This is a genomic window from Stenotrophomonas sp. 2619 (assembly GCF_040548725.1).
GTDB classification, from domain to species: Bacteria; Pseudomonadota; Gammaproteobacteria; order Xanthomonadales; family Xanthomonadaceae; genus Stenotrophomonas; species Stenotrophomonas maltophilia_AP.
Map to the genome: position 1 here is coordinate 61467 of NZ_JBEPSF010000005.1, position 19802 is coordinate 81268.

The 19802-nt window shown below is 62.3% G+C and carries 17 protein-coding genes and 1 pseudogene; 13 read left to right on the top strand and 5 right to left on the bottom strand.

Going from position 1 to position 19802, the window contains the following annotated elements; all coding sequences use genetic code 11:
- Positions 1-53: 53 nt before the first annotated feature.
- Positions 54-1298, top strand: a complete 1245-nt coding sequence (locus ABIA71_RS06715; RefSeq protein WP_354284149.1) for an MFS transporter — start codon at positions 54-56, stop codon at positions 1296-1298.
- 84 nt (positions 1299-1382) lie between these two features.
- Here the strand turns inward: ABIA71_RS06715 and ABIA71_RS06720 are convergent.
- A pseudogene (locus ABIA71_RS06720) lies at positions 1383-2218 on the bottom strand (TonB-dependent siderophore receptor); the annotation flags it as partial.
- 482 nt (positions 2219-2700) lie between these two features.
- On the opposite strand from ABIA71_RS06720, the gene ABIA71_RS06725 reads away from it, so the two are divergent.
- From ABIA71_RS06725 to ABIA71_RS06750, 6 genes are all read left to right on the top strand, one after another.
- Entirely contained in the window at positions 2701-3618 is a 918-nt protein-coding gene (locus ABIA71_RS06725; RefSeq protein ID WP_354284151.1) for a radical SAM protein, read from the top strand.
- Positions 3615-4034, top strand: coding sequence for a DUF6375 family protein (locus ABIA71_RS06730; RefSeq protein ID WP_354284153.1), 420 nt, complete (start codon positions 3615-3617; stop codon positions 4032-4034). Before ABIA71_RS06725 ends, ABIA71_RS06730 begins: the two co-directional genes overlap by 4 nt.
- Before the next feature lie 2 nt (positions 4035-4036).
- On the top strand, positions 4037-8104 hold the full coding sequence (locus ABIA71_RS06735; RefSeq protein WP_354284154.1) for an NACHT domain-containing protein: 4068 nt from the start codon (positions 4037-4039) through the stop codon (positions 8102-8104).
- A gap of 395 nt (positions 8105-8499) precedes the next feature.
- Positions 8500-8799 (top strand): SymE family type I addiction module toxin, encoded by a 300-nt coding sequence (locus tag ABIA71_RS06740; RefSeq protein ID WP_354284156.1) that lies wholly within the window; start codon positions 8500-8502, stop codon positions 8797-8799.
- A 92-nt stretch (positions 8800-8891) separates the two neighbouring features.
- Complete coding sequence (locus ABIA71_RS06745) at positions 8892-9131, top strand: antitoxin of toxin-antitoxin stability system (protein ID WP_354284158.1); 240 nt, start codon at positions 8892-8894, stop codon at positions 9129-9131.
- Between the two features lie 139 nt (positions 9132-9270).
- Positions 9271-9600 (top strand): helix-turn-helix domain-containing protein, encoded by a 330-nt coding sequence (locus ABIA71_RS06750; RefSeq protein WP_354284160.1) that lies wholly within the window; start codon positions 9271-9273, stop codon positions 9598-9600.
- An 11-nt stretch (positions 9601-9611) separates the two neighbouring features.
- Here the strand turns inward: ABIA71_RS06750 and ABIA71_RS06755 are convergent, their stop codons facing one another.
- From ABIA71_RS06755 to ABIA71_RS06765, 3 genes are read right to left on the bottom strand one after another with little or no spacing between them, the layout of a single operon-like run.
- On the bottom strand, positions 9612-10610 hold the full coding sequence (locus tag ABIA71_RS06755) for an NADP-dependent oxidoreductase (protein WP_354284162.1): 999 nt from the start codon (positions 10608-10610) through the stop codon (positions 9612-9614).
- Positions 10607-11389, bottom strand: coding sequence for an SDR family NAD(P)-dependent oxidoreductase (locus tag ABIA71_RS06760; protein WP_354284164.1), 783 nt, complete (start codon positions 11387-11389; stop codon positions 10607-10609). Before ABIA71_RS06760 ends, ABIA71_RS06755 begins: the two co-directional genes overlap by 4 nt.
- 58 nt (positions 11390-11447) lie before the next feature.
- Positions 11448-12545, bottom strand: a complete 1098-nt coding sequence (locus ABIA71_RS06765) for an alkene reductase (protein WP_354284166.1) — start codon at positions 12543-12545, stop codon at positions 11448-11450.
- A gap of 176 nt (positions 12546-12721) precedes the next feature.
- On the opposite strand from ABIA71_RS06765, the gene ABIA71_RS06770 reads away from it, so the two are divergent.
- Both ABIA71_RS06770 and ABIA71_RS06775 read left to right on the top strand, forming a co-directional pair.
- Positions 12722-13303, top strand: coding sequence for a TetR family transcriptional regulator (locus ABIA71_RS06770; protein ID WP_354284168.1), 582 nt, complete (start codon positions 12722-12724; stop codon positions 13301-13303).
- Positions 13304-13458: 155 nt separating this feature from the next.
- Positions 13459-13872 (top strand): hypothetical protein, encoded by a 414-nt coding sequence (locus ABIA71_RS06775; RefSeq protein WP_354284170.1) that lies wholly within the window; start codon positions 13459-13461, stop codon positions 13870-13872.
- Positions 13873-14100: 228 nt separating this feature from the next.
- On the opposite strand, the gene ABIA71_RS06780 is transcribed toward ABIA71_RS06775, so the two are convergent.
- On the bottom strand, positions 14101-14598 hold the full coding sequence (locus ABIA71_RS06780) for a YciE/YciF ferroxidase family protein (RefSeq protein WP_038687788.1): 498 nt from the start codon (positions 14596-14598) through the stop codon (positions 14101-14103).
- Positions 14599-14919: 321 nt separating this feature from the next.
- Between ABIA71_RS06780 and ABIA71_RS06785 the strand changes: the two genes are divergently transcribed.
- The 4 genes from ABIA71_RS06785 (at position 14920) to ABIA71_RS06800 (ending at position 19794) form a co-directional block, all read left to right on the top strand.
- Positions 14920-15666, top strand: a complete 747-nt coding sequence (locus ABIA71_RS06785; protein ID WP_354284172.1) for an OBAP family protein — start codon at positions 14920-14922, stop codon at positions 15664-15666.
- Positions 15667-16179: 513 nt separating this feature from the next.
- The gene (locus tag ABIA71_RS06790; protein ID WP_354284174.1) at positions 16180-17556 is read left to right on the top strand and encodes an efflux transporter outer membrane subunit; all 1377 of its coding nucleotides are present in this window, start codon (positions 16180-16182) and stop codon (positions 17554-17556) included.
- A gap of 22 nt (positions 17557-17578) precedes the next feature.
- A complete protein-coding gene (locus tag ABIA71_RS06795) occupies positions 17579-18745 on the top strand; it encodes an HlyD family secretion protein (RefSeq protein WP_354284176.1) in 1167 nt (388 codons plus the stop codon).
- On the top strand, positions 18742-19794 hold the full coding sequence (locus ABIA71_RS06800) for a DUF2955 domain-containing protein (RefSeq protein WP_354284178.1): 1053 nt from the start codon (positions 18742-18744) through the stop codon (positions 19792-19794). Before ABIA71_RS06795 ends, ABIA71_RS06800 begins: the two co-directional genes overlap by 4 nt.
- Positions 19795-19802: the final 8 nt, after the last annotated feature.

Genomic DNA, 19802 nt, shown 5'->3' on the forward strand with positions numbered 1-19802 from the left:
ATCCTGACATGGCTCCCTAGACTCTCGGCTGCACGATTGCACTGGGATCTTTGATGAGTAATGACGTAGTTGATGCCGCAGGCGCACCGGATTCTGTGGCCTGGAGTAGCGGGGAGCCTTCTTCATCGGCATGGGTGGCGGTGTTTTCGCTGGCCATGGGTGTGTTCGGGTTGCTCACGGCCGAGTATCTGCCTGCCAGCCTGTTGACGCCGATGGCGGCGGACCTGGGGGTGTCGGAGGCGCTGGCCGGGCAAGCGGTGACCGTCACTGCGGTTGTGGCCCTGTTCGCTGGCCTGCTGGTGCCGCGGCTGACCCGTTCGATAGACAGGCGGCTGGTGCTGCTGAGTTTCACCGGCTTGATGATGCTCTCCAACGCCTTGGTGGCGCTGTCGTCCAGCATGGGCGTGCTGCTGGTGATGCGCGTGCTTCTGGGCGTCGCGCTGGGCGGCTTCTGGAGCATGGCAGCGGCCGTGGCCATGCGGTTGGTGCCGCCACAGCGCGTGCCTCGCGCGCTCTCCATCATCTTCAGCGGCATTGCGGTCGGCACGGTGGTGTCCGTTCCGTTGGGGAGCTACCTCGGCGGGCTGCTGGGCTGGCGCAGTGCGTTCTGGGCGGCGACGGCGGTAGGTGGACTCACGTTTGCGTTCCAGTGGTTCACGCTGCCCCGCATGGCCCCGCGAAAGGCGGCAGTGCCCGAGTCGGTGGTGGGGCTCCTGCGCCGGCCAGGCGTTGCGGTGGGAATGCTGGGCTGCGTTCTGGCGCACACCGGTCAGTACTCGCTCTTTACGTACATCCGCCCGACGTTGGAGAGCCTGGGGCAGATGAGCGCGGATGGCCTGGCGCTGATTCTGCTCGGATTCGGTGTGGCGAACTTCGTTGGCACCCTGCTGGCCGGCTGGCTCATGGAGCGCAGTTTGAAAGTCACGCTGGTGACCATGCCTGCGTTGGTGGGCGCAGCCGCGCTGGGCATGCTCCTGTTACCGGTGGGCGTGGGCGGGCTATCGATCCTGGTCGCGCTCTGGGGCCTGGCCTTCGGTGGTGTGCCGGTTGCCTGGTCGAGCTGGGTTGCGCGTGCGGTGCCGGATCAGGCCGAGAGTGCCGGCGGGATGGTGGTCGCTGCTGTGCAGTCTTCCATTGCCGCGGGGGCCGCTTTGGGTGGCCTGGTGTTTGGGTTTGGGGGCATTGTTGCTGTGCTCACGGTTGCCGCGGCGGTGATGCTGCTGGCCAGCCTGCTCATTGCGTTGGGTGTCAGGGTGAGTTCGCCCATGTTGTCGGTAGGCCCGGCGCTTCATATCTAGCCGTCATCCGTCTTGGGTGCTACGTGGTGCAGCACTTGGGGCGCGATGGGTAAAGAATGGCGGGGCAGCACGCTGCGCCCTCCGCTCGTGGCAGATCTGATACTCGTTGTTCTCGAACCAGCGTGCACCCACATCCACGTGCAAATTGATGCTCGGCGAAAAACGGTAATGCGCCAGCGCAACCTTGGCGCGCATGTCGAGAAAGTCGCTGACTTCGTTGTGGTTCCAGCGAAGGTTGGTCAGAAAACTGCCGTTGTCGTCCACCGGCCCGCCACGCGGGCGGTTGGCGCCCAGGTTCTGGGTGATGTCGGTGAACTGCGGGTCAACTGGCCCGTGTCGCCCACGTGGAAGGCGAGCGATGCATCACCGATCACGCTTTCGCTGTCCGAGTTCCAGCGCACGCCCTGTTCGGTGTCGCCATACAGCCCGGCGCGGCAGCGCACGTTGCCAGCGGCGCTCATCGGCCCGGTGGCCTCGATCGATTCAGCCCGGAAATCGTTGTTGCCGGCCTCAAGTTCGATGCGGCGCTGGGGCGTGGCTTTCAGCTTGCGCTTCACGTAGTTTATGACGCCCCCGGCATCGCCGCCGCCGTACAGGGCGCCGGCCGGTCCCTTCAGGACTTCCACGCGCTCTATGTTGAACAGCTGCGGCACCGAAAAGCCGGCATAGGAGTCGCCGCGCAGGCCGTCACACAGCACGTTCTCCTGGCAGAAGCCGCACAGGGTCACGCCGGTGTACCTGAAGAAACTGATGCCGCTGATGCTGCGATACAGGTCGGTGATCTGGCGGGCCGCCTGGTCTTCGATCAGCTCACGCGGCACCAACTGGATGGACTGCGGCACCAGCGCCAGCGGCGTGTCAGTAAGCGTTCTCACGGTGGCGTCGTCCACCCGGTAGAGGGTCTGGGTGCGGCCGGGCACCTACACTGCGTCTAGCTGAAGCATGCCAGTGCAGGAGGCCGGGGCGGCATGGGCGGAAATGCAGGCCAAGATCAGGGCCGCGCCCAGGGTAGAGGGGGCGTAGCAACGGGCTGGTCATCAGGGGGGGGGAATTACCCGTAATACAGCATGAAGGCGGTTGAGTGTGGGCCGCTCGGTGTGACACCCGGTGAGCTTCAGATCAACCGCTCTCCCTGCTAGGCCAACATTTGTGGTGCGTAGCCAGCATTGCCCGGTGCAACTCCTCTCATGGCGCGGGTCCCTAGGGGCGCACCAGCCGCACTCAACGCGGACTATGGCAGAGCGCAGTTCTGAGCCTCCCTAGCACTTCGGAAAGCTTCCTACGATTAAAATCTCAACATATCCTAGGCATCGGTGGCGCAAGTACACGTACGGCTGGATCGATACTATCAGTGCGCTAAACTGGCCGCTCAAGGAAGAGCTGCCTTAGGTGACAAAGCCTCATGAAGTCTAGAAGCGGCCCAAACGGGGTGCATATTTTTGATCGGCTCACAGGGCTGAATGTCCTGTTGGATGAGTTGCGCCCGGAAGAGGCGGCTTGGTCAGTGTCCCCGCGACAAGTGTCGATTGCGCTAACAAATGTTTGCGACCTTCAATGTGCTTACTGCTATGCACCGAAACACAAGGCATCCCTACAGGCTGATCAGGTGCTCGGCTGGTTGAAGGAACTAGATGCTGAGGGGTGCCACGGGATCGGATTTGGCGGCGGTGAGCCAACGTTGCACCCTGATTTCGTTGGCATATGCAAAAAGGTGTCAGAAGAGACTCAGCTTGCAGTTACGTTTACTACTCACGGTCATCGCCTTACATCCAAGATGGTCGAGCAGCTCAAAGGGTCAGTCCACTTCGCACGCATTAGCGTTGACGGTATAGGCAGCACTTATGAGGCGCAGCGCGGGAGACGGTTCGATGAATTACTCAGAGGCTTGGACTCGATTTCAATATTGTCACCATTCGGGATAAACGTAGTAGTAAATGAGCGTACGGTTGCAGAGCTTGACGCGATCAGCGAGCTCGCGCAGAGGGTTGGAGCGAGCGAATTTCTCTTGCTTCCCCAGCAGGCAACAAAGGGGGGCGAGGCCATGAATGAAATGGTTGGCCGAGCACTTCAAGATTGGGTCTCCAACTATAGAGGCAAAGTTCGCCTCGCCGTCAGTGAGGCAGGGGCGTCTGGATTGCCTACGTGTGACCCGCTCCCCGACGAACGAGGACTTCAGGCTTACGCGCACATAGATGCGTCGGGCATGCTTCGCGCGACTTCCTACTCAGCTGCAGGCGCGAAGATTGGCGGTGCCGGCGTTCTGTCGGCGCTCAAGCAACTCAGAAGCACTTTTGAGATCAAACGAGAGAAGCGATCATGAAGATTTGGAATGGATACGGGTCTGAGCACTCGATGAATCTGGTTCTTATCGGGAAGTTCAAGCGAGCGCAAGACGCAGATAAGGTCGAGAAGGACATTGGTCGACTTCGTTCCCAAGCGTCGAAGGATGACAGCCATTCCATCCCTTTCGGTCAACCAGAGGATCACAGATTCTCAGATGAGATGCTCCTGTTGTTGCGAAGCCTTAAAATAAATACCTTGGCGCCTTCTGATCTCGGTCAGTTTGTTTCCGATCATTCCCTTCAGCGTGAAGATGATCAAATTACTGTCACAACTGACGAGGCTGAGGTGTCCGCGTTTTTGAAGCTTTTTATCGAGGCTGGCGCCAAGGTTGAAGTGTTCTCGGCGCACGACTATCCGCCTGAATTCGATGGCGCCGGCCACCAGGAGGAATAATCATGCCTGAAGCGAACTGGGGTGTATTCAGGGCACTGCCCGGAGCCGCGGATGAGAACTTCGAACGGCTATGTCGTTCACTGGTCCGACGCCACTACGGGCGTTTCGGTACTTTCAAACAGCTCGCAAATCAGCCCGGCGTGGAGTTTCACCTCCAGCTGACGGATTCTTGTGATCTAGGCGCGCCGCCACGTTGGATTGGCTGGCAATGCAAATGGTATGAGCTGGCAAACGGTCAGGATCTGGGTGCCGCGCGTCGAAAAGTGATCATCGAGGGTATTGAGAAGACGCGAAAGCATGTTCCTGGGGTGACCGATTGGAAGCTCTGGACTCATCACACCCTGACGAAGGAAGACCAAAAGTGGTTCTTTGCACTAGAAAAAGACCGCTTTCCGGAATTGAAATTGGAGCTCTTAACTGCGGCCGATGTCGAAGACCTTTTGGCTGGATCGGGAGCATTGCTTCGAGAGACGTACTTTGGCGAACTCGTTCTAACGCCTGCGCTACTTTATGAGCAGTATAGGCTCGCTGCGGCTCCGTTCAGGAGGCGATACCAGCCAGACGTTCATGTCGTTGTTGGGGCGGAGAGAGAGGTGCTCAGGCGTCTGGGGGAACGTAGTGCGTGGCAGTCACTGAGTGTTATATCAATAGATCTAAGAGGCAATTGCACTGACATTGCTGCCCTCACGACGCACCTGAGTGAACAAATCAAGGCTGATGTCGAATTGCTCTTGACCCGAGCCACCGCATTGGCTGATCTGCTCGATGCCCTGAGCGAGGCGATCGGCAAAGGGGACTTCGACGCTGTTCAACAAAAGCTTGCGTCAAATCCATCGCAGCCAGTGCGCTATGACAGGCTACTTTCGAAGCTACGTGGGGCGCGTTCAGGCGGGGCGCCCCTAGCCGCTAACTTGGTTGCGGACATTCATGCGGGTTCGGCTGCACTGCGCAGTCTAGAGCGGTCAATTACTTCCCGTACCATCGCTATTCTGGCAGCTGCCGGTGAGGGAAAGTCAGAGCTTGCTCTCAATGTAACGCAAGCAAACGACGAATTTCCTGGTGGTGTTCTGCTGCTTGGAAAAAACCTTCATGCAGGCCAGGGGCTTGATGATCTTGTGTCCGCTTTCAAAATTGCGGGCCGACCGGCAGAGAGCTTCGACCGGTTGATTGAAGCCGTGGATGCGGCGGGTCAGCGCGCAGGCAAGCGCATTCCTATCGTCATTGACGGTCTGAATGAGGCTGAGGACCCACGAGATTGGCGAGATGAGCTCTCCCGAGCAGATGAACTTCTCAAAGACTTTCCTTACGTCCTGCTGATTGTCACTCTTCGCAATGAGTTTGCGCAGATGTGTCTGCCGGATGAAGTTCCTCAACTGGAACACAACGGATTCCAGGAGAACCCGCTGGCAGCCATCGACAAGTACTTTGAGTACTACAGGATTGACGCTACCGACGCGGAACTTCCAATCGAATTTTTGCAACACCCATTGACGCTGAGGATCTTCTGTGAGGTGGCGAACTCCCGTCGTCAGCACACTGTCGGGGTGGAGGCGTTGCCTAGTTCGCTTGCGAGCTTGTTCGAGGAACACTTTAATAGGGTTGCTGAGCGAGTCGTTGAGCTGTCACCGGCAACAAATCGCGTCTATCAGCATGAGGTGATAGATGCATTACTCGCGATCGCTGCTCTCCTCTGGGATGGCAACGCAAGGAGCGTGGCTTTCCGAGATGCGCGCACGGCAGCGCGCGACGTTGGTGGCTGGGATGCAAGCGTTGTGCGCGCGCTAGAGTCGGAGGGCGTGCTTATTCGAACGACCTATGAAGAAGGTGGTCAGGGTGTCGCTTTTTCTTACGACCTAATGGCTGGGCATTTAATGGCACGCCATCTGCTTTCCCAGCCGTCCTTAATTCAATGGCTTCAAACAGACGAAGCTCGCGCTAAGTTTCGATTCGGTGAGCCTGGGTCGCATACCTTCGCCTATGATGTCTTTCAAGCTCTGGTTGGCCTCTATCCTCAGAGAATTGGCGGGCGTCAGCTTTGGCAAGAATTTTCCGACGAGAAACTTGCGATGAATGCTCTATTGTTGACGGCGCAATCGGATCCTAGGCGGATTGGGCGGGAAACGGTTGAGCGTTTTGGGCGCGCGATGCACGAGTCAAAAAAGTTCGCACAGATTGCCTTCAAGAGACTCCAGAGTACTAGGGCGGCGCGAGCGCATCCATTTGACATGGATTTCTTGCACGGGGTGCTCCTGACTATGCCAAACGCGCAGCGCGATCTCTTCTGGTCCGAGTGGATTCGCGAAAGATCTGTAGAAATTGAAAGCGATTTTATAATCCTGTCCACCCGGTGGAAGTCGAGTGGCATAGATGAGCGAGAGGTCCGTCGGGCGCGTTGGGTGATGTGGACCCTTACGTCAACGTCAAGGAGCTTGCGAGATCGAGCCACTCAGGCTTTGTACGAGTTTGCCACCAAGAGACCCTGCGATTTCTTCAGGCTAGCAATGGAGGCGGTTACCGTCTCAGACCCGTACGTTCCCGAGCGAATGTTTGCCGCGGCCTATGGCGCGGTGCTGTCCACTTGGTCGGATGAAAGTGCTGTGGGTATGCGTGAGGCGTTGACTCGCCTAGCCCGTGAGATTTATCAATCTATGTTTGCGCCTGGCGCGATTCATCCTACCTGGCATGCCCTGTATCAACAGTACTGTTTGGGGATCATTGCGGTCGCAAGAATGGTTGATCCGAATTGTTTGTCCGAGAATGAGAGGGCTCATCTTGTTCCGCCGTTTGGACATTTGGTAAGTCCATTTGAGAACATGCCGCAGTTCGAATTGGAGGTTATCGAACGTGCGAGACGCGGGGCGATCAGAATGGACTTTGGTAACTACACTATGGGCAGGCTTATTCCGGATCGGTCAAACTACGACTACACGAACCAAGAGTATCAGCGGGTGTTGCCAGCGATCATTTCGAGGATGCTGGTGCTTGGCTATGACCCTGTTCACTTTGAATCTGTCGACCGGAGGATGGACGCGGGCGCTCGTATGGGAGACGACAAGCACAAGATCGACAGATACGGAAAGAAGTACGGTTGGATCGCTTACTTCGAGATGTGGGGCGTGCGACACGCGCAGGGACTCCTTGATGCAGAGCGTGGCGCTCGCCCCTCAGATGTGGATATCGACCCCACGTTCCCGCGCGAGGCGGTGAGAATTGACCTTGCGCTCCCAGAATTGTTTAGTGGTCAGCCTACGACCACTGGTGACTGGGTGGTGCGAGGTCCGCAGCCTGACTATCGCGGCATACTCGAAATGTCAGAGATAGACGGCGTGGAAGGGCCGTGGATCTTACTCGACGGGTTCCTCGAGCAGAGTGCTTCCACAGATGACCGGCAAGTCTTTACCTTCCTCCGAGGTGTTCTCGTGGACAGCGAAGAAGTCGAGCGCTTGTGTACCCTATTTAATGGTCTCGAATACCCAGGTAATAGCGCCATTCCGGACGAGCCAAGTCACTATTACACCTATGCCGGTGAGATGCCTTTCTCTTCTATTCCGGGGCTGTATATCGCTGATGAATCGCCGCGCGACCGCGCCGAGCATAGGGTGACCGTTGATCGGTGGTCAAAGAGTGGCGTCGAGGTGGAAATTCCAGTGCAGAAGTACAATTGGGAGGGTTATCACAGTGTGGTGAACCAGGCTAGTGGTGCAAGCCTGCCCTCTGCATCGCTCTGTGAGGCTCTGAGTCTAAGATACAACGAGAATGCGTGGGATTTGTATGACTCTTCTGGCGTGGCGTCCATGTATCGGGAAATCGGCGAGTATGGGTCGCAGCTAAGTGGCTCTCTCAGCTATTTGCGCCGTGACCTTCTTGACGGTTACTTGGCCAAGTCCGGCAAGGCGCTAGTGTGGCTCATGTGGGGAGAGCGCGGTATCCACCATCGGTCAGCCGAAGCGCATAGTATGTATGATTATTGCGCAGAGTACGAACATGTTCACAAGCGTGCTCACGTTTATCAATCTGCTTCTAGTATTCAAGGGGGAGCAGGGGACTCCGTAATTCTTGGACACTGTTGACGTTCATGCAGTGTAAGCAACGGCTCGAGCAGTTATTGTGTATGAAGGCGCTGTGCACTGCTCGACTGACTGCGCGACGCGCGTGCCGTTCTCAAGTGCTGTGACCGCGCTCATTCTTCTTGCCTGTTACCTGGTATTCCGTTAGGGCAAGTCAACCGAAGTTCTGCGATCAACAGAGACAAGCGATTTCCGATTTTCTACATCAACGCGCATTGTGTTCACCGGAGCCTAGAACCTCCGCACAAAGCCAGCGCAGTTGGACGACCTCCGTCGGGAGGGTGGCTAATACAACACCCTCGTGGAAATACGCCCGGCCGTTTTTGGCTTTGTACGGTTTTCTAGCCTCCCGACACCCTCGCCATCCCGGCGAGGGCGATCCTTACAGGAGGTCCAACATGCACAGGTCCTGGGTGACCCGGCCCGAATTCGTCCCGCCCAAGCGCAAGCCGTACGCCCGCACAGCCCCCACCTGCAAAGTGGGCGCGCAGCACTATCCCACCCGCGAGGAATACGGCAGCGATGAGGTCATTCCCTACGTCCGCCTGCGCGGCCGCTGGCTGGACAAGCTCGGCTTCGACGTAGGCGCGCGCCTGAAGATTGAAACCAGCCCTGGCTGCATCACGCTCACGGTGGTGGAGCGCCCGGCGGTGGTGCCCAAGAAGATCCCCAGGAAGCTGCAGCGCGCAGCCGGCTGATCGGTCCGTCCCGCCAGCCAGCCAGGCGGGCACTGCACGGCGGTGCCGTGCGTATTTCAACCTGTTTCACTATCCAGCAGTAGGAGGAACTCATGAGCGAGAGTGTCTTCATGCAGGTCACGATGGACGCCGGGTTACGCGCGCGCTTCCAGCAAGCGGCGGCGCACGAACGCCGTCCGGCCGCCCAGGTGGTGCAAGCGCTGATGCGGGAGTATGTGGCGCGTCATGCGGGGGCCGGAGAGGTGCCGGATGCGGCAGGCACTGACCGCGACCTGGAAGCAATGGTGCAGCGGCAGCAGGGGTGGCATTCCAGTCCGTTCGGGATGGGGTGATGGCCACGGGGCCCGCAGTCACCGGGGGTGGGGTGCTTGAGTAACGCCGCGCGGGCGCATCTGACGTATCCAGCCTTGCCATGCGGGATACGACGAACGTAATTTACGTTCAGCGTAGTGCTGGGTCATGCTTGTTTGCATGACCCGCACACCTACGTCCATCCGCTCTGTGTTCGCCAGCCGCCTCAAGGCGTGCCGGCTTGAGCAGGGCCTGACTCAACGCGCGTTGGGGGTGCTTGTGGGATTGCCAGAAGATGTTGCGGGCGTTCGCATCAACCGGTACGAGCGGGCCGTGCACAATTGCGACATCGAGACAGCGCAGAAGATTGCGCGTGTCCTGGGCGTTTCCGTTGCCTATCTGTTTGCGGAAACGGACCAGCTTGCCGAGCTCATTGATGAGTTCGGCAAGCTGTCTGGCAAGGCGCAGGAAGCGTTGCTTCTGGAAGTGCGGCGCAAGGCGACGAGATAGCCCGCCCCTGCTTACAGTTCCACCACCACTTTGCCCTTCGCCCGCCCGCTTTCCACATACGCCAGCGCGCCCTGGGTGTCCTGGAACGGAAACACCCGGTCAATGACCGGTGCGAGTGCGCCGGACTCGACCAGCGAGGTGACGGTGCTCAGTTGCGCCCCATCGGCCCGCATGAAGACGAAGGTATACGTGACCCCCTTCTTCCTGGCCTTGCTGCGGATGCCATGGCTGAGCAGGCGCATGACCTGCTTCAGCGGCCAGGCCAGCCCGCGCGCGGCAGCGAAGGCGGGCGTGGGTGGGCCCGAGATGGAGATGAGGTGGCCACCCGGCTTGAGGATCTGCAGCGAGCGCTCCAGTTCCTCTTTGCCCAGGCTGTTGAGCACCACGTCGTAGTCGCGCAGTGCCGTGGCGAAATCCTGCTGCCTGTAGTCGATGACCACATCCGCGCCCAGCGCCTTCACCCACCCCACGTTGGGCGTGCTGGTAGTGGTGGCCACGAACGCGCCAAGGTGTTTGGCCAGCTGGATCGCCACGGTGCCAACGCCGCCGGAGCCCGCCTGGATGAAGACCTTCTGCCCGGGCTTCAGCTGCGCGGTTTCGACCAGCGCCTGCCACGCGGTCAGGGCGACCAGGGGCAGCGAGGCGGCTTCCACCATGGTCAGGTTGGCGGGCTTGAGGGCCACGGAGGCGGCGTTGACGGCGATGAACTCGGCGAACGCACCGATGCGGTCATCGTCGGGACGTGCATAGACCTCATCGCCCGGTTTGAACTGCGAAACGCCGGCGCCCACGCGCTCCACCGTACCGGCCAGGTCGTTGCCCAGAATCAGCGGCAGGCGATACGGCAGGATCACCTTGAATTCGCCACGCCGGATCTTGGGGTCCAGCGCGTTGACGCTGGCCGCGTGCACGCGGATGAGCACATCGCCGTCGCGCAGCGCTGGCGTTGGCACGTCATCGATGTGCCCCGTTTCGTTCTTGCCATACCGGTCGATGAGGAAGGCTTTCATGGGCGATAGCGCTCCGCTGCCTGCGCCTGGCGGATGTCCGAGAGCAGGCCCTGGCGCGATGCTTCCAGCGTGTCCCAGCGTGCGGCCACATGCAACGGCGGAATGGTCACGGTCTCGCGGCGATCGAAGCCGACCAGGGCGGCATCGACCAACTCGCCGACGTCCATCACTTCCGGCAAGGTGTTGATGTCGATGCCGGCACGCGCCCAGATCTCGGTGCGGGTGGCTGCGGGCAGCACGGCCTGCACGTAGACGCCCTTGGGCGACAGTTCCAGGCTGAGCCCCTGCGACAGGAACAGGACGAAGGCCTTGCTCGCACCGTAGACAGACATGCCGAACTCGGGGGCCAGGCCCACCACCGAGCCGATGTTGACGATTGCGCCTTCGCCGGCGTTGGCCAGCCGCGGGGCGATGGCCGCGGCCAGGCGCGTCAGGGCGAGGGTGTTGAGGGTGACCAGGTGTTCGATGCTGTCGGCCGACTGGTCGGTGAAGCCGCCGGACTGGGCCAGGCCCGCGTTGTTGATCAGGATGCCGATGCGGGTATCGTCGCGCAGGCGGGTTTCCACGTTGGCCAGATCGGCGCGCTGGGTGAGGTCGGCCGGCAGGACGTCTACGGCGACCCCGGTGTCCTGGCGCAGGCGGGCGGCCAGGGTTTCCAGGCGCGCCGTGTCGCGCGCGACCAGCACCAGGTCGTGGCCGCGGCGGGCGAAGCGTTCGGCGTAGACGGTGCCGATGCCGCTGGAGGCGCCGGTGATGAGGACGGTGGGAAGCAGGCTCATGGTGTGTCTCTTGGAATGGGGGGGCGAAAAGGGCGTGCGGCGTGAAGCTGTGTGAGGGTTACGGCGGCGGCGTATCGGTCAACGCGGGGTAGTCGGTGTAGCCTTCCGCGCCGCCGCCGTACAACGTGGCAGGGTTCAAGGCGTTCAGGGGTGCGCCGGTCTTCAGGCGTTCCACCAGGTCGGGATTGCTGATGAAGGCGCGACCAAACGCGATGAGGTCTGCCTTGCCCTCGACGAGGCGTGCGCTGGCCAGGTCCACGTCGTAGCCGTTGTTGGCCAGATAGGTCCCCTTGAAGCGGGCGCGCAGCCCATCGAAATCGAAGGGCGCCACGTCACGCGGGCCGCCGGTTGCGCCTTCAACCACGTGCAGGTAGACGATGCCCAGCGCGCTGAGCTGGTCGACGATGTAGTCGTACTGCGGCTGCGGGTCGCTGACCGTGGCAATGGCATTGGCCGGCGAGACCGGGGAAATGCGCACACCGGTGCGGTCCGCGCCGATCTCTTCGGCGACGGCGGCGGTGACTTCCAGCAGCAGGCGCGCGCGGTTCTCGATGGAGCCGCCGTAGGCGTCGGTGCGCTGGTTGGCGCCGTCCTTGATGAACTGTTCGAGCAGGTAGCCGTTGGCGCCGTGGATTTCCACGCCGTCAAAACCGGCGGCGATGGCATTGGCGGCGGCCTGGCGGAAGTCGTTGACGATGGCGGGCAGCTCGCCGATCTCCAATGCGCGCGGTTCGGACACATCGACAAAGCCGTTGTGGACGAAGGTTTTGGTCTGCGCGCGGATGGCCGAGGCGGAGACGGGCGCGGCATTGCCGGGCTGCAGATCCACGTGCGAGATGCGGCCCACGTGCCACAGCTGCACGAAGATGCGCCCGCCGCGGGCATGCACGGCATCGGTGACCGCGCGCCAGCCGTCGATCTGGTCCTGGGTGTAGAGGCCGGGCGTGTCCTGGTAGCCCTGTGCCTGCGCCGAGATCTGGGTGGCCTCGGTGATGATCAGGCCGGCCGAGGCGCGCTGGGCGTAATAGGTAGCGGCAAGCGGACTGGGCACCAGGCCGGCACCGGCGCGGTTGCGCGTCAGCGGTGCCATCACGATGCGGTTGGCCAGGGTCAACGGGCCGAGGGGGTAGGGCTGGAAGAGCGGGGAGGGGGTCATGGTGGGTGCGGGGTCGTGATTGTTGAGGGGGAAAGGCCCGCCCCGCGGTGGCGGTGGCTGGCGGTGTGCGGCAATGATGATGACCGTCATCTTAGATGTCAACGGTTTGATGATGGTGGTCATCTATCGTGGTAAAGTGCGCTTCACCAAGGCAGAGCGTGAAGAGAGACCGGGTCATGAAGGTCACCAAGGCACAGGCGCAGGCCAACCGGGCGCACATCGTCGACACCGCCTCCACGCTGTTCCGGGAGCGGGGCTACGAAGGCGTGGGCGTGGCCGATCTGATGGCGGCTGCGGGCTTCACCCACGGCGGCTTCTACAAGCACTTCGGGTCGAAGGCCGACCTGATGGCCGAGGCGGCGAGCTGCGGTCTGGCCAAATCGGCCGAGGCCGCGGCCGGCACGGACCGGGAGAGCTTCGTGCGCTACTACCTTTCCCGCGAGCACCGGGACGCGCCAGGCCAGGGCTGCACCATGGCAGCGCTGTGCACCGACGCGGCGCGTCAGCCGGCGGGGGTCAAGGCGGCCTTTGCGGCAGGCATCGAGGCGCAGCTGGCGGTTGCTTCCACGCCGGAAGAGCAGGCCGATACCGCCACCGCCGAACAGGCGCGCGCGCGGCGAATTGCCTTGATGGCGCAGGCTGTTGGGGCGTTGGTGCTGTCCCGGTCCTGCCCGGACGATTCGGCGCTGGCGGACGAACTTCTGGATGTCTGCCGGGCGGATGCGCTGGCGCGGATGACAGGGGCGTCTGCGCCCTGACAGAAGCGTTGTCACCGTCGCGCTTTTTCTGCGTGCCTACGCAGCGCGCCTGCAGGACGATGAAGAGAAAACCGCGCCGACGGTCAGCAAATTTTGACGCGCTCTTGGCGCCTGCTGAGGATACTTTTCCGTCATTGTTCCAGAGGAGAAGGGCAATGGCCGCCAGACAAAAGACCCCATCAAACCCCCAGGTGCTGAGGATCGAAGCGATGCCGCTGGGCTTCGGCGAAGCCGCCGTCGTGATCGAGCTGGCCGCCGAGCCACCCAAGCGCTGGTTCAAGGCGCTCAAGCGCGAGATGGCGTATTCAGAGGGCTTGGAGACCGCGTCGGCGAAGTTCGACGGCTGCTTCGTTTACCTCGTGGGGCTGGACCCGGCCCTGGGGAGCGCCGTCCGCTGTGCCAGCCGATTGCTCGCAGCGGTGCAGGAGAGCCTTGAACACAAAGGCGCTGGTTCTCACGAAGGCGATCTGGCCGCTGACGATGCTGTGCATCCGGTGGCTTCCCTGCAAGCGTCGCGTGCCGCAAGCGGGCGAAATGAGGCCCAGATGGAGATGAGCGGCAGCGTGTGACGCGTATATCCAGGGCTCTTTGCATCATGATGGCCCGGCGCGATGTCGGGCCATCGTCGTTCCCGGGGCTGGAAAGCACCGGAGTGTCCCGCCTCGCCACGGGTCCTGCGCTTGGCGAAGGGTGGTGAAGGAGCGGCGGTCCATGCCGCTCCCCTGTGTAGCCACTTCAGCTCGCTGGAAAAGAGACCGCCGGCAGAACGTCTTCGTCCCTGTTGACCGGCATGGGCCTCAAGCCGCCTTCGCAGCCTTGGCGTTGCCGCCGGACTTGGCCAGGATCGTCAGCTTCTCATCGGTTGCCTTTTCTTCTTCCAGGGTTTCCAGCAGGAGCGGCAGCGCGTCCTTGTAACCCAGCTGCTTGGCGAGGGCAGCGATGGTGCCGTAGGAGGCGATTTCGTAGTGTTCAACCTTCTGGGCACCGCCGATAAGCGCGGCATCGCGCACGGGGCCTTCCTCGATGCTGTCGATGGCTTCCTTGCCCTCTTCAACCAACCCCTCCATGGCCGCGCACTTGATGCGCTTGAGCCGGATGCCCAGCAGCTCGACCACCTGGTCGATGCGTTCGATCTGGCCCTGGGTTTCTTCCAGGTGGGTTTCGAAGGCGGCGGCCAGGTCCGGGTCGGTGGCGGCGCGCGCAAGGCGGGGAAGCGCCTTGGCCATCTGCTTCTCCGCGCTGTAAATGTCCGACAGTTCGTGAATGAACAGGTCTTCTGCGGTCTTGATCGCCATGAGGATTCTCCGGGTTGGTGGTGGGTGGAGCGCTGAAGCTAGGCGCTCTCTCGTTAGGGTGGTGCGCAGATCCGTGAAGGCCTGCTACACGCATGCCATCTCGTCTTTGGCGCGGTATGTGCATCGCGTTGATGTCGTCGTTTCGGCGTTGGTGACCGGTTCGCAGGCAGCCGTCTATTCCGCCCTCGCGCTTCGCCAAAGGCCGCAATTCAGGGTGGACGTGTGACGGGGCATGCAATGGATGTTCACGGGCGCCCGACGGTGGGGGGGACTAGAAAGAGACCAGGTGCCTCTCGCGTGGCACGTTCAGGAGGAGCCGCAATGCATCGAACCGTCGTATGTTCCGCTGTCATCTTCGCCTTGTCCGCGTGCGGGGGCGGGAACACAGCGTCCAGCGTGCAGGCGCCCGGGGCCGAGGAATCCGCCAAGACCAAAGCGCTCGAGGCCGGGGCAGCCGTGCTGCAGGACCGACCGCCGGTCGACGCCATCAACGCCTATCTGGACGGGTTCCATTTCTACAACGGCCAGATGAAGACCCAGATGGAAGCCCATCACTACTGCGCCATCCTCAATGAGGATGTCATCCAGTGCACGATCTACGACGGCAATGTGAAAGATGCCAAGTTGATGGGCGTGGAGTACATCATCAGTGAGACGCTGTTTGCAGGCCTTCCTGAGCAGGAAAAGGCGCTTTGGCACAGCCACGTTCAGGAGGTGAAATCGGGTCAGCTCATCGCGCCAGGGATTCCCGAGGTGGCCGAGCATGCGCTGATGGAGAAGCTCATCCACACCTATGGCAAGACCTGGCACACCTGGCACACAGACTTGGACAAGGACCTGCCGCGAGGCATGCCGCAGCTGATGATGGGGTTCACCGCGGATGGCCAGGCGGACCCGGCCATGGTCGCCGCCCGTGATGCCCGTCTCGGGGTCAGTAGTGAAGACAAGCGAAGGCGCCGTATCGACATCGCTGCGCCTCCAATCGATGCAGGAGCCGACGCGTGGCAGAAGGGGAAGGTCATCCAGATCGCGGACCCGAGCGGCGGGCATGCTCACGCCGGGAAATAAGAAGCTGACGCGCCGTCCGACGGGGACAAGAATGCTACGTCCAAGGGCAGGTCAGGACGATGAGCCGCGCCTTGCTGACGGCGTGATGTGAGCCACGCTGCCCACAGCGAAAAAGCGCACCGCCTGGAGGCTCCATCAGGGAGCCACGGTTGACGCAGTGGGTGTGCTGCATGCCGTGCACCGGGTTTGGAAGCGGATCACAGCATCCGCTTCTGGCCGAGACCGGACATCGCACCGAAGAATAGAAAAGGGCAGGTGGGACCGCTCGAGCGGGCCATGTCCGGTAGGCCGCGCGTCTGACGTTGGCCGGTTATGACCCTGCTCACCGTTATCAAAGAACCCCCAGGTTCCATTGTCCGGTCCAGAACCGCTGACGTCGCGCGCCAAGGGGTAAAGGTCAGCAGTTGAGACTCTTCGCCAGACGCAGGTGGGGAACCTATGCGACACCGGGAGGCTAGCCACAGATTCTGCGCCCGTCCGGGGCACCTCGCTGTCGTCCTGCTGGCGGCAGCCTTGTTCTGTAACGGATGTGTGCTGGGCCCTGACTATGTGCGGCCGGACACCGATGTGCCGGACAGCTACCGGCTGCAATCGCCTGCCGCCACCGAAAGTCTCCCGGAAGAGTTCCAGCCAGGGGCGTGGTGGGTCGGTTTCGGTGATCCGCAGCTGGGGAGCCTGGTCGACCAGGCGGTGATCGCCAACCGCGATCTTGGCATCGCCGCCGCGCGGGTCGAGCAGTACGCCGCACGGGCGTCTGCGGTCAGGGCGTCCGGGCTGCCGGTTGTGAGCTACGGCACCACAGCAGGCAGGCGACGTGCGCCTGGTGCAGAGGCTCGCGGCGAGCTGGCTGCTGCCTTCGCGGTGAGCTGGGAGCTGGATCCTTGGGGGCGCCTACGCCGCGACAGGGAGGCTGCCGGCGCTGACCTGTTGTCATCCCACTATGGCCGCGAGGCCGTCAAGCTTGCCGTGATCAGCTCAGTGGTCACTGGCTACATCAACCTCCTTGAACTGGACCGCCGACTCGAGGTGACGCGTGCCACCCTGGCCGGACGAGCCAAGAACGTTGAGGTGTTCCAGATGCGTCTCGATGGCGGCGCGCTGTCCGAGTTTGAGATGCTGCAGGTGATGGCCGAGTACGAGTCCGCGGCGTCGGCCATCCCTGAGATCGAAAGCGCGATCGCCGAGCAGGAGAATGCACTTTCCGTGCTCATCGGACAGAATCCGGCACCTATTCACCGAAGCGGGACACTTCGGAGCTGGACGCAGGTGCCGGTTCCGCTCGGTCTGCCTTCGCAGTTGCTTGCCCGACGCCCCGACATCCTGCAGGCCGAACAGCAGCTGGTGGCGGCCAACGCCCGGATAGGGGCGGCGCGCGCGTTGTACTTCCCGTCCGTGTCGCTGACAGGCCAGGCGGGATATGCCAGCACCGCGCTCGACGCGCTATTCAGCGGCCCGTCGCGAACGTGGTCGTTTACGGGGCAGCTGCTAGGGCCGATCTTCGCCGGGGGTGCCATCGCCGCGTTCAATCGCGAAACCGACGCGCGCAACGAGGAAGCGCGGTTGGCCTACCAGCTTACCGTTCAGCAGGCTTTCCGCGACGTAGCCGATGCACTGGCCGCCCTGCGGGCAAGGACCGAACTGATCGAGGTGCTGCAACGCCGGGTGCATGTGCTTCGTCGCGCGCTGGCCTTGGCTGGAGAGCGCTACGACAACGGGTATGCGGACTATCTGGAAGTGCTCGACACCGAACGTGGCCTGTTCTCCGCCGAACTGGCGTTAACCAGCGCGGAGGGCGCTAGGTTCCGGTCGACCGTAGCGCTCTACCGGGCCTTGGGTGGGGAATGGACGACAGCCCCGCGGCCCGCGACGGAAACACCCGTGTCCCGATAGCCACCACTCTAGCGGAGCGGCAATGATGCAGTCCGAAGGATCGACAGAGGAACCTGACGAGGTCGGCCAGACTCGGGCATCGCCCACGCCGGCAGCCGCGGCCGAGCAATCCCAAGGCGGGCGTCCACCGCTGCGCGCACTGGTGCGCACGCTTCTTTTGTTGCTGATTGTCGTATTCGTTTACCACGTTATTGCCGATCGCTTCACCCCATACACCGCCCATGCCAGTGTCGACAGCTTCCTGGTACAGATAGCCGCCGAGGTAAGCGGCCCTGTGATCGCTGTGCACGTGCGCGACAACCAGACGGTCGGGGCGGGGCAACCCCTGTTCAGCCTGGACCCTGTGCCCTTCCAGATTGCATTGCGGGCGGCGGAAGCGAGCCTGGCAGTCGCGCAGCAGGGGGCCGATTCATCGGCCGCCGACGTGCGAGTGGCGAGTGCGCAGCTGAAGCGCCAACGTGTCGAGCTCTCGAGTAGCCAGCAGTTGGGGAAGATCGTGCTCGACCTGGCAGCCAAGCGGGCGTTGTCGGAGACGTCGGCAATTCGGGCCCGAGCGGACATTGCCCGCACCCGCGCCGAAATCCAGCGTGCCGAAGCAGAAGCCGAGCGCGCGCGCATACGTGCGGGCAGCAGCGACGCCTTGGCCCCGCAGGTGCAGCAGGCCAAGGCAGGGGTAGAGCAGGCCTCGTTGGAGCTGCAGCGGGCCACGATTGTGGCGCCCGTCGCCGGGGCGGTCACCAATCTGCGGCTGACCCCGGGGCAGTTCGTCAGCCGCGGCCAGCCGGTGCTCGGCTTCATGGCGAGCGGGCCGCGCTGGGTGACGGCGGCAATGCGTGAAAACCAACTGGGCCGCATTGCTCCCGGTGATCGCGCCTACGTCACCTTTGACGATCGGCCGGGCGAGGTGTTCTCCGCGCGCGTGGACAGCGTTGGCTGGGGCATCGCCCAGGGCGGAGAAGCGCCGACGGGCCAGTTGCCGACCGTGGATGCGCCAAGCGGCTGGCTGCGGGAGCCCCAACGTTTTCCCGTCCGCATCGTGGTGGACACAGAGCAGAAGGGCCCGCCGCTTCCCCTTGGCCGCAGCGGCGCGCAGGCCAGTGTGGTGGTGTTGACGGCCGAGCGCTCGCCGCTGAACCTGCTGGCGCGTGCCTGGATCTGGGCGGTGGCACAACTGAGTTACCTCCGATGAATGCATCGGCCGCTTGGGAGCAAAGGGCACTGACGCATGCGACGCTGCGCTTCGCGTTCGTGGTCACCGCTGCGTTGGTGATCGGCGAGTCGCTGCGCTGGTGGCCCAGTTTTCTTGCCGCCGTGCTGGCTGCTGTGCTGCTGGCCGGGTTGCCAGGCAGGCTGACGCTGCGTATGGCCGTAGGAATGGCCATCGTGATGGCGGTCGTGGCTGGGGTGCCGTATATCCTGGCGATACTGCTGCGTGGTGTGCCGTTTGTACTCTTCGGCCTGGTCACGCTAGCCATGCTGCTGACGTTCAATGCGCTGCTGATCGGGCGTCCGAAGCTGCCCGCGATACTGCTGCTGATCTGCCTGGCTGTTATTCCGGTGGTCGTCCTGACCGCGCCGGCGCAAGCTGTGCTGCTGCCTTGGGCGCTGGTTCGCGGCATGGGGCTGGCCTTGGTCCTCATCCTTTTGGCGCAGCAGATATGGCCCGCCGCGGCCGCGCAGCGCCCGGCCGCCGCCGCCGCGCAATTGCGAGGCTCCCCCTTCCTGCTGGCGCTGCTTTCAACCGCCGTCCTGCTGCCGATTCTGCTGGCTTACTTGCTGTTCGGGCTCCTGGACGCACTACCGGTAATTGTGACCACGGTGATGCTGGTCATAAATTTCGACCCGGCGCAGAGCGCTCGGCATGCACGTGCACTCATCCTCGGAAACCTTATCGGCGGCCTGCTGGGTTGGTGCCTATATCTGGTGCTGTTGACCACGCCAAATCTGCTGTTTCTATCCATCTTGCTGCTGATGGTGCTGATTCCCTTTGGTCATGGAATAGCCAAGGGCGGGCCTATCGGCGCGGTAGCACTTGTCGCGTGCAACGCTGCCCTCATCATCTTCGGCTCGGCGCTTTCCGCTGGGCCGGTTTCGTCGATTCTCTGGCTCACCCGGCTGGTTCAGTTCGCGCTGGCCGGTGCGTTTGCGTTGTCAATGATGCACCTGCTGTGGCGTTGCCTGCCCGCTCCAGAAGTGGCCCGGACACGCTCCGTTCCCACCCCGACCCATCCGCGCTGATCGCGGAG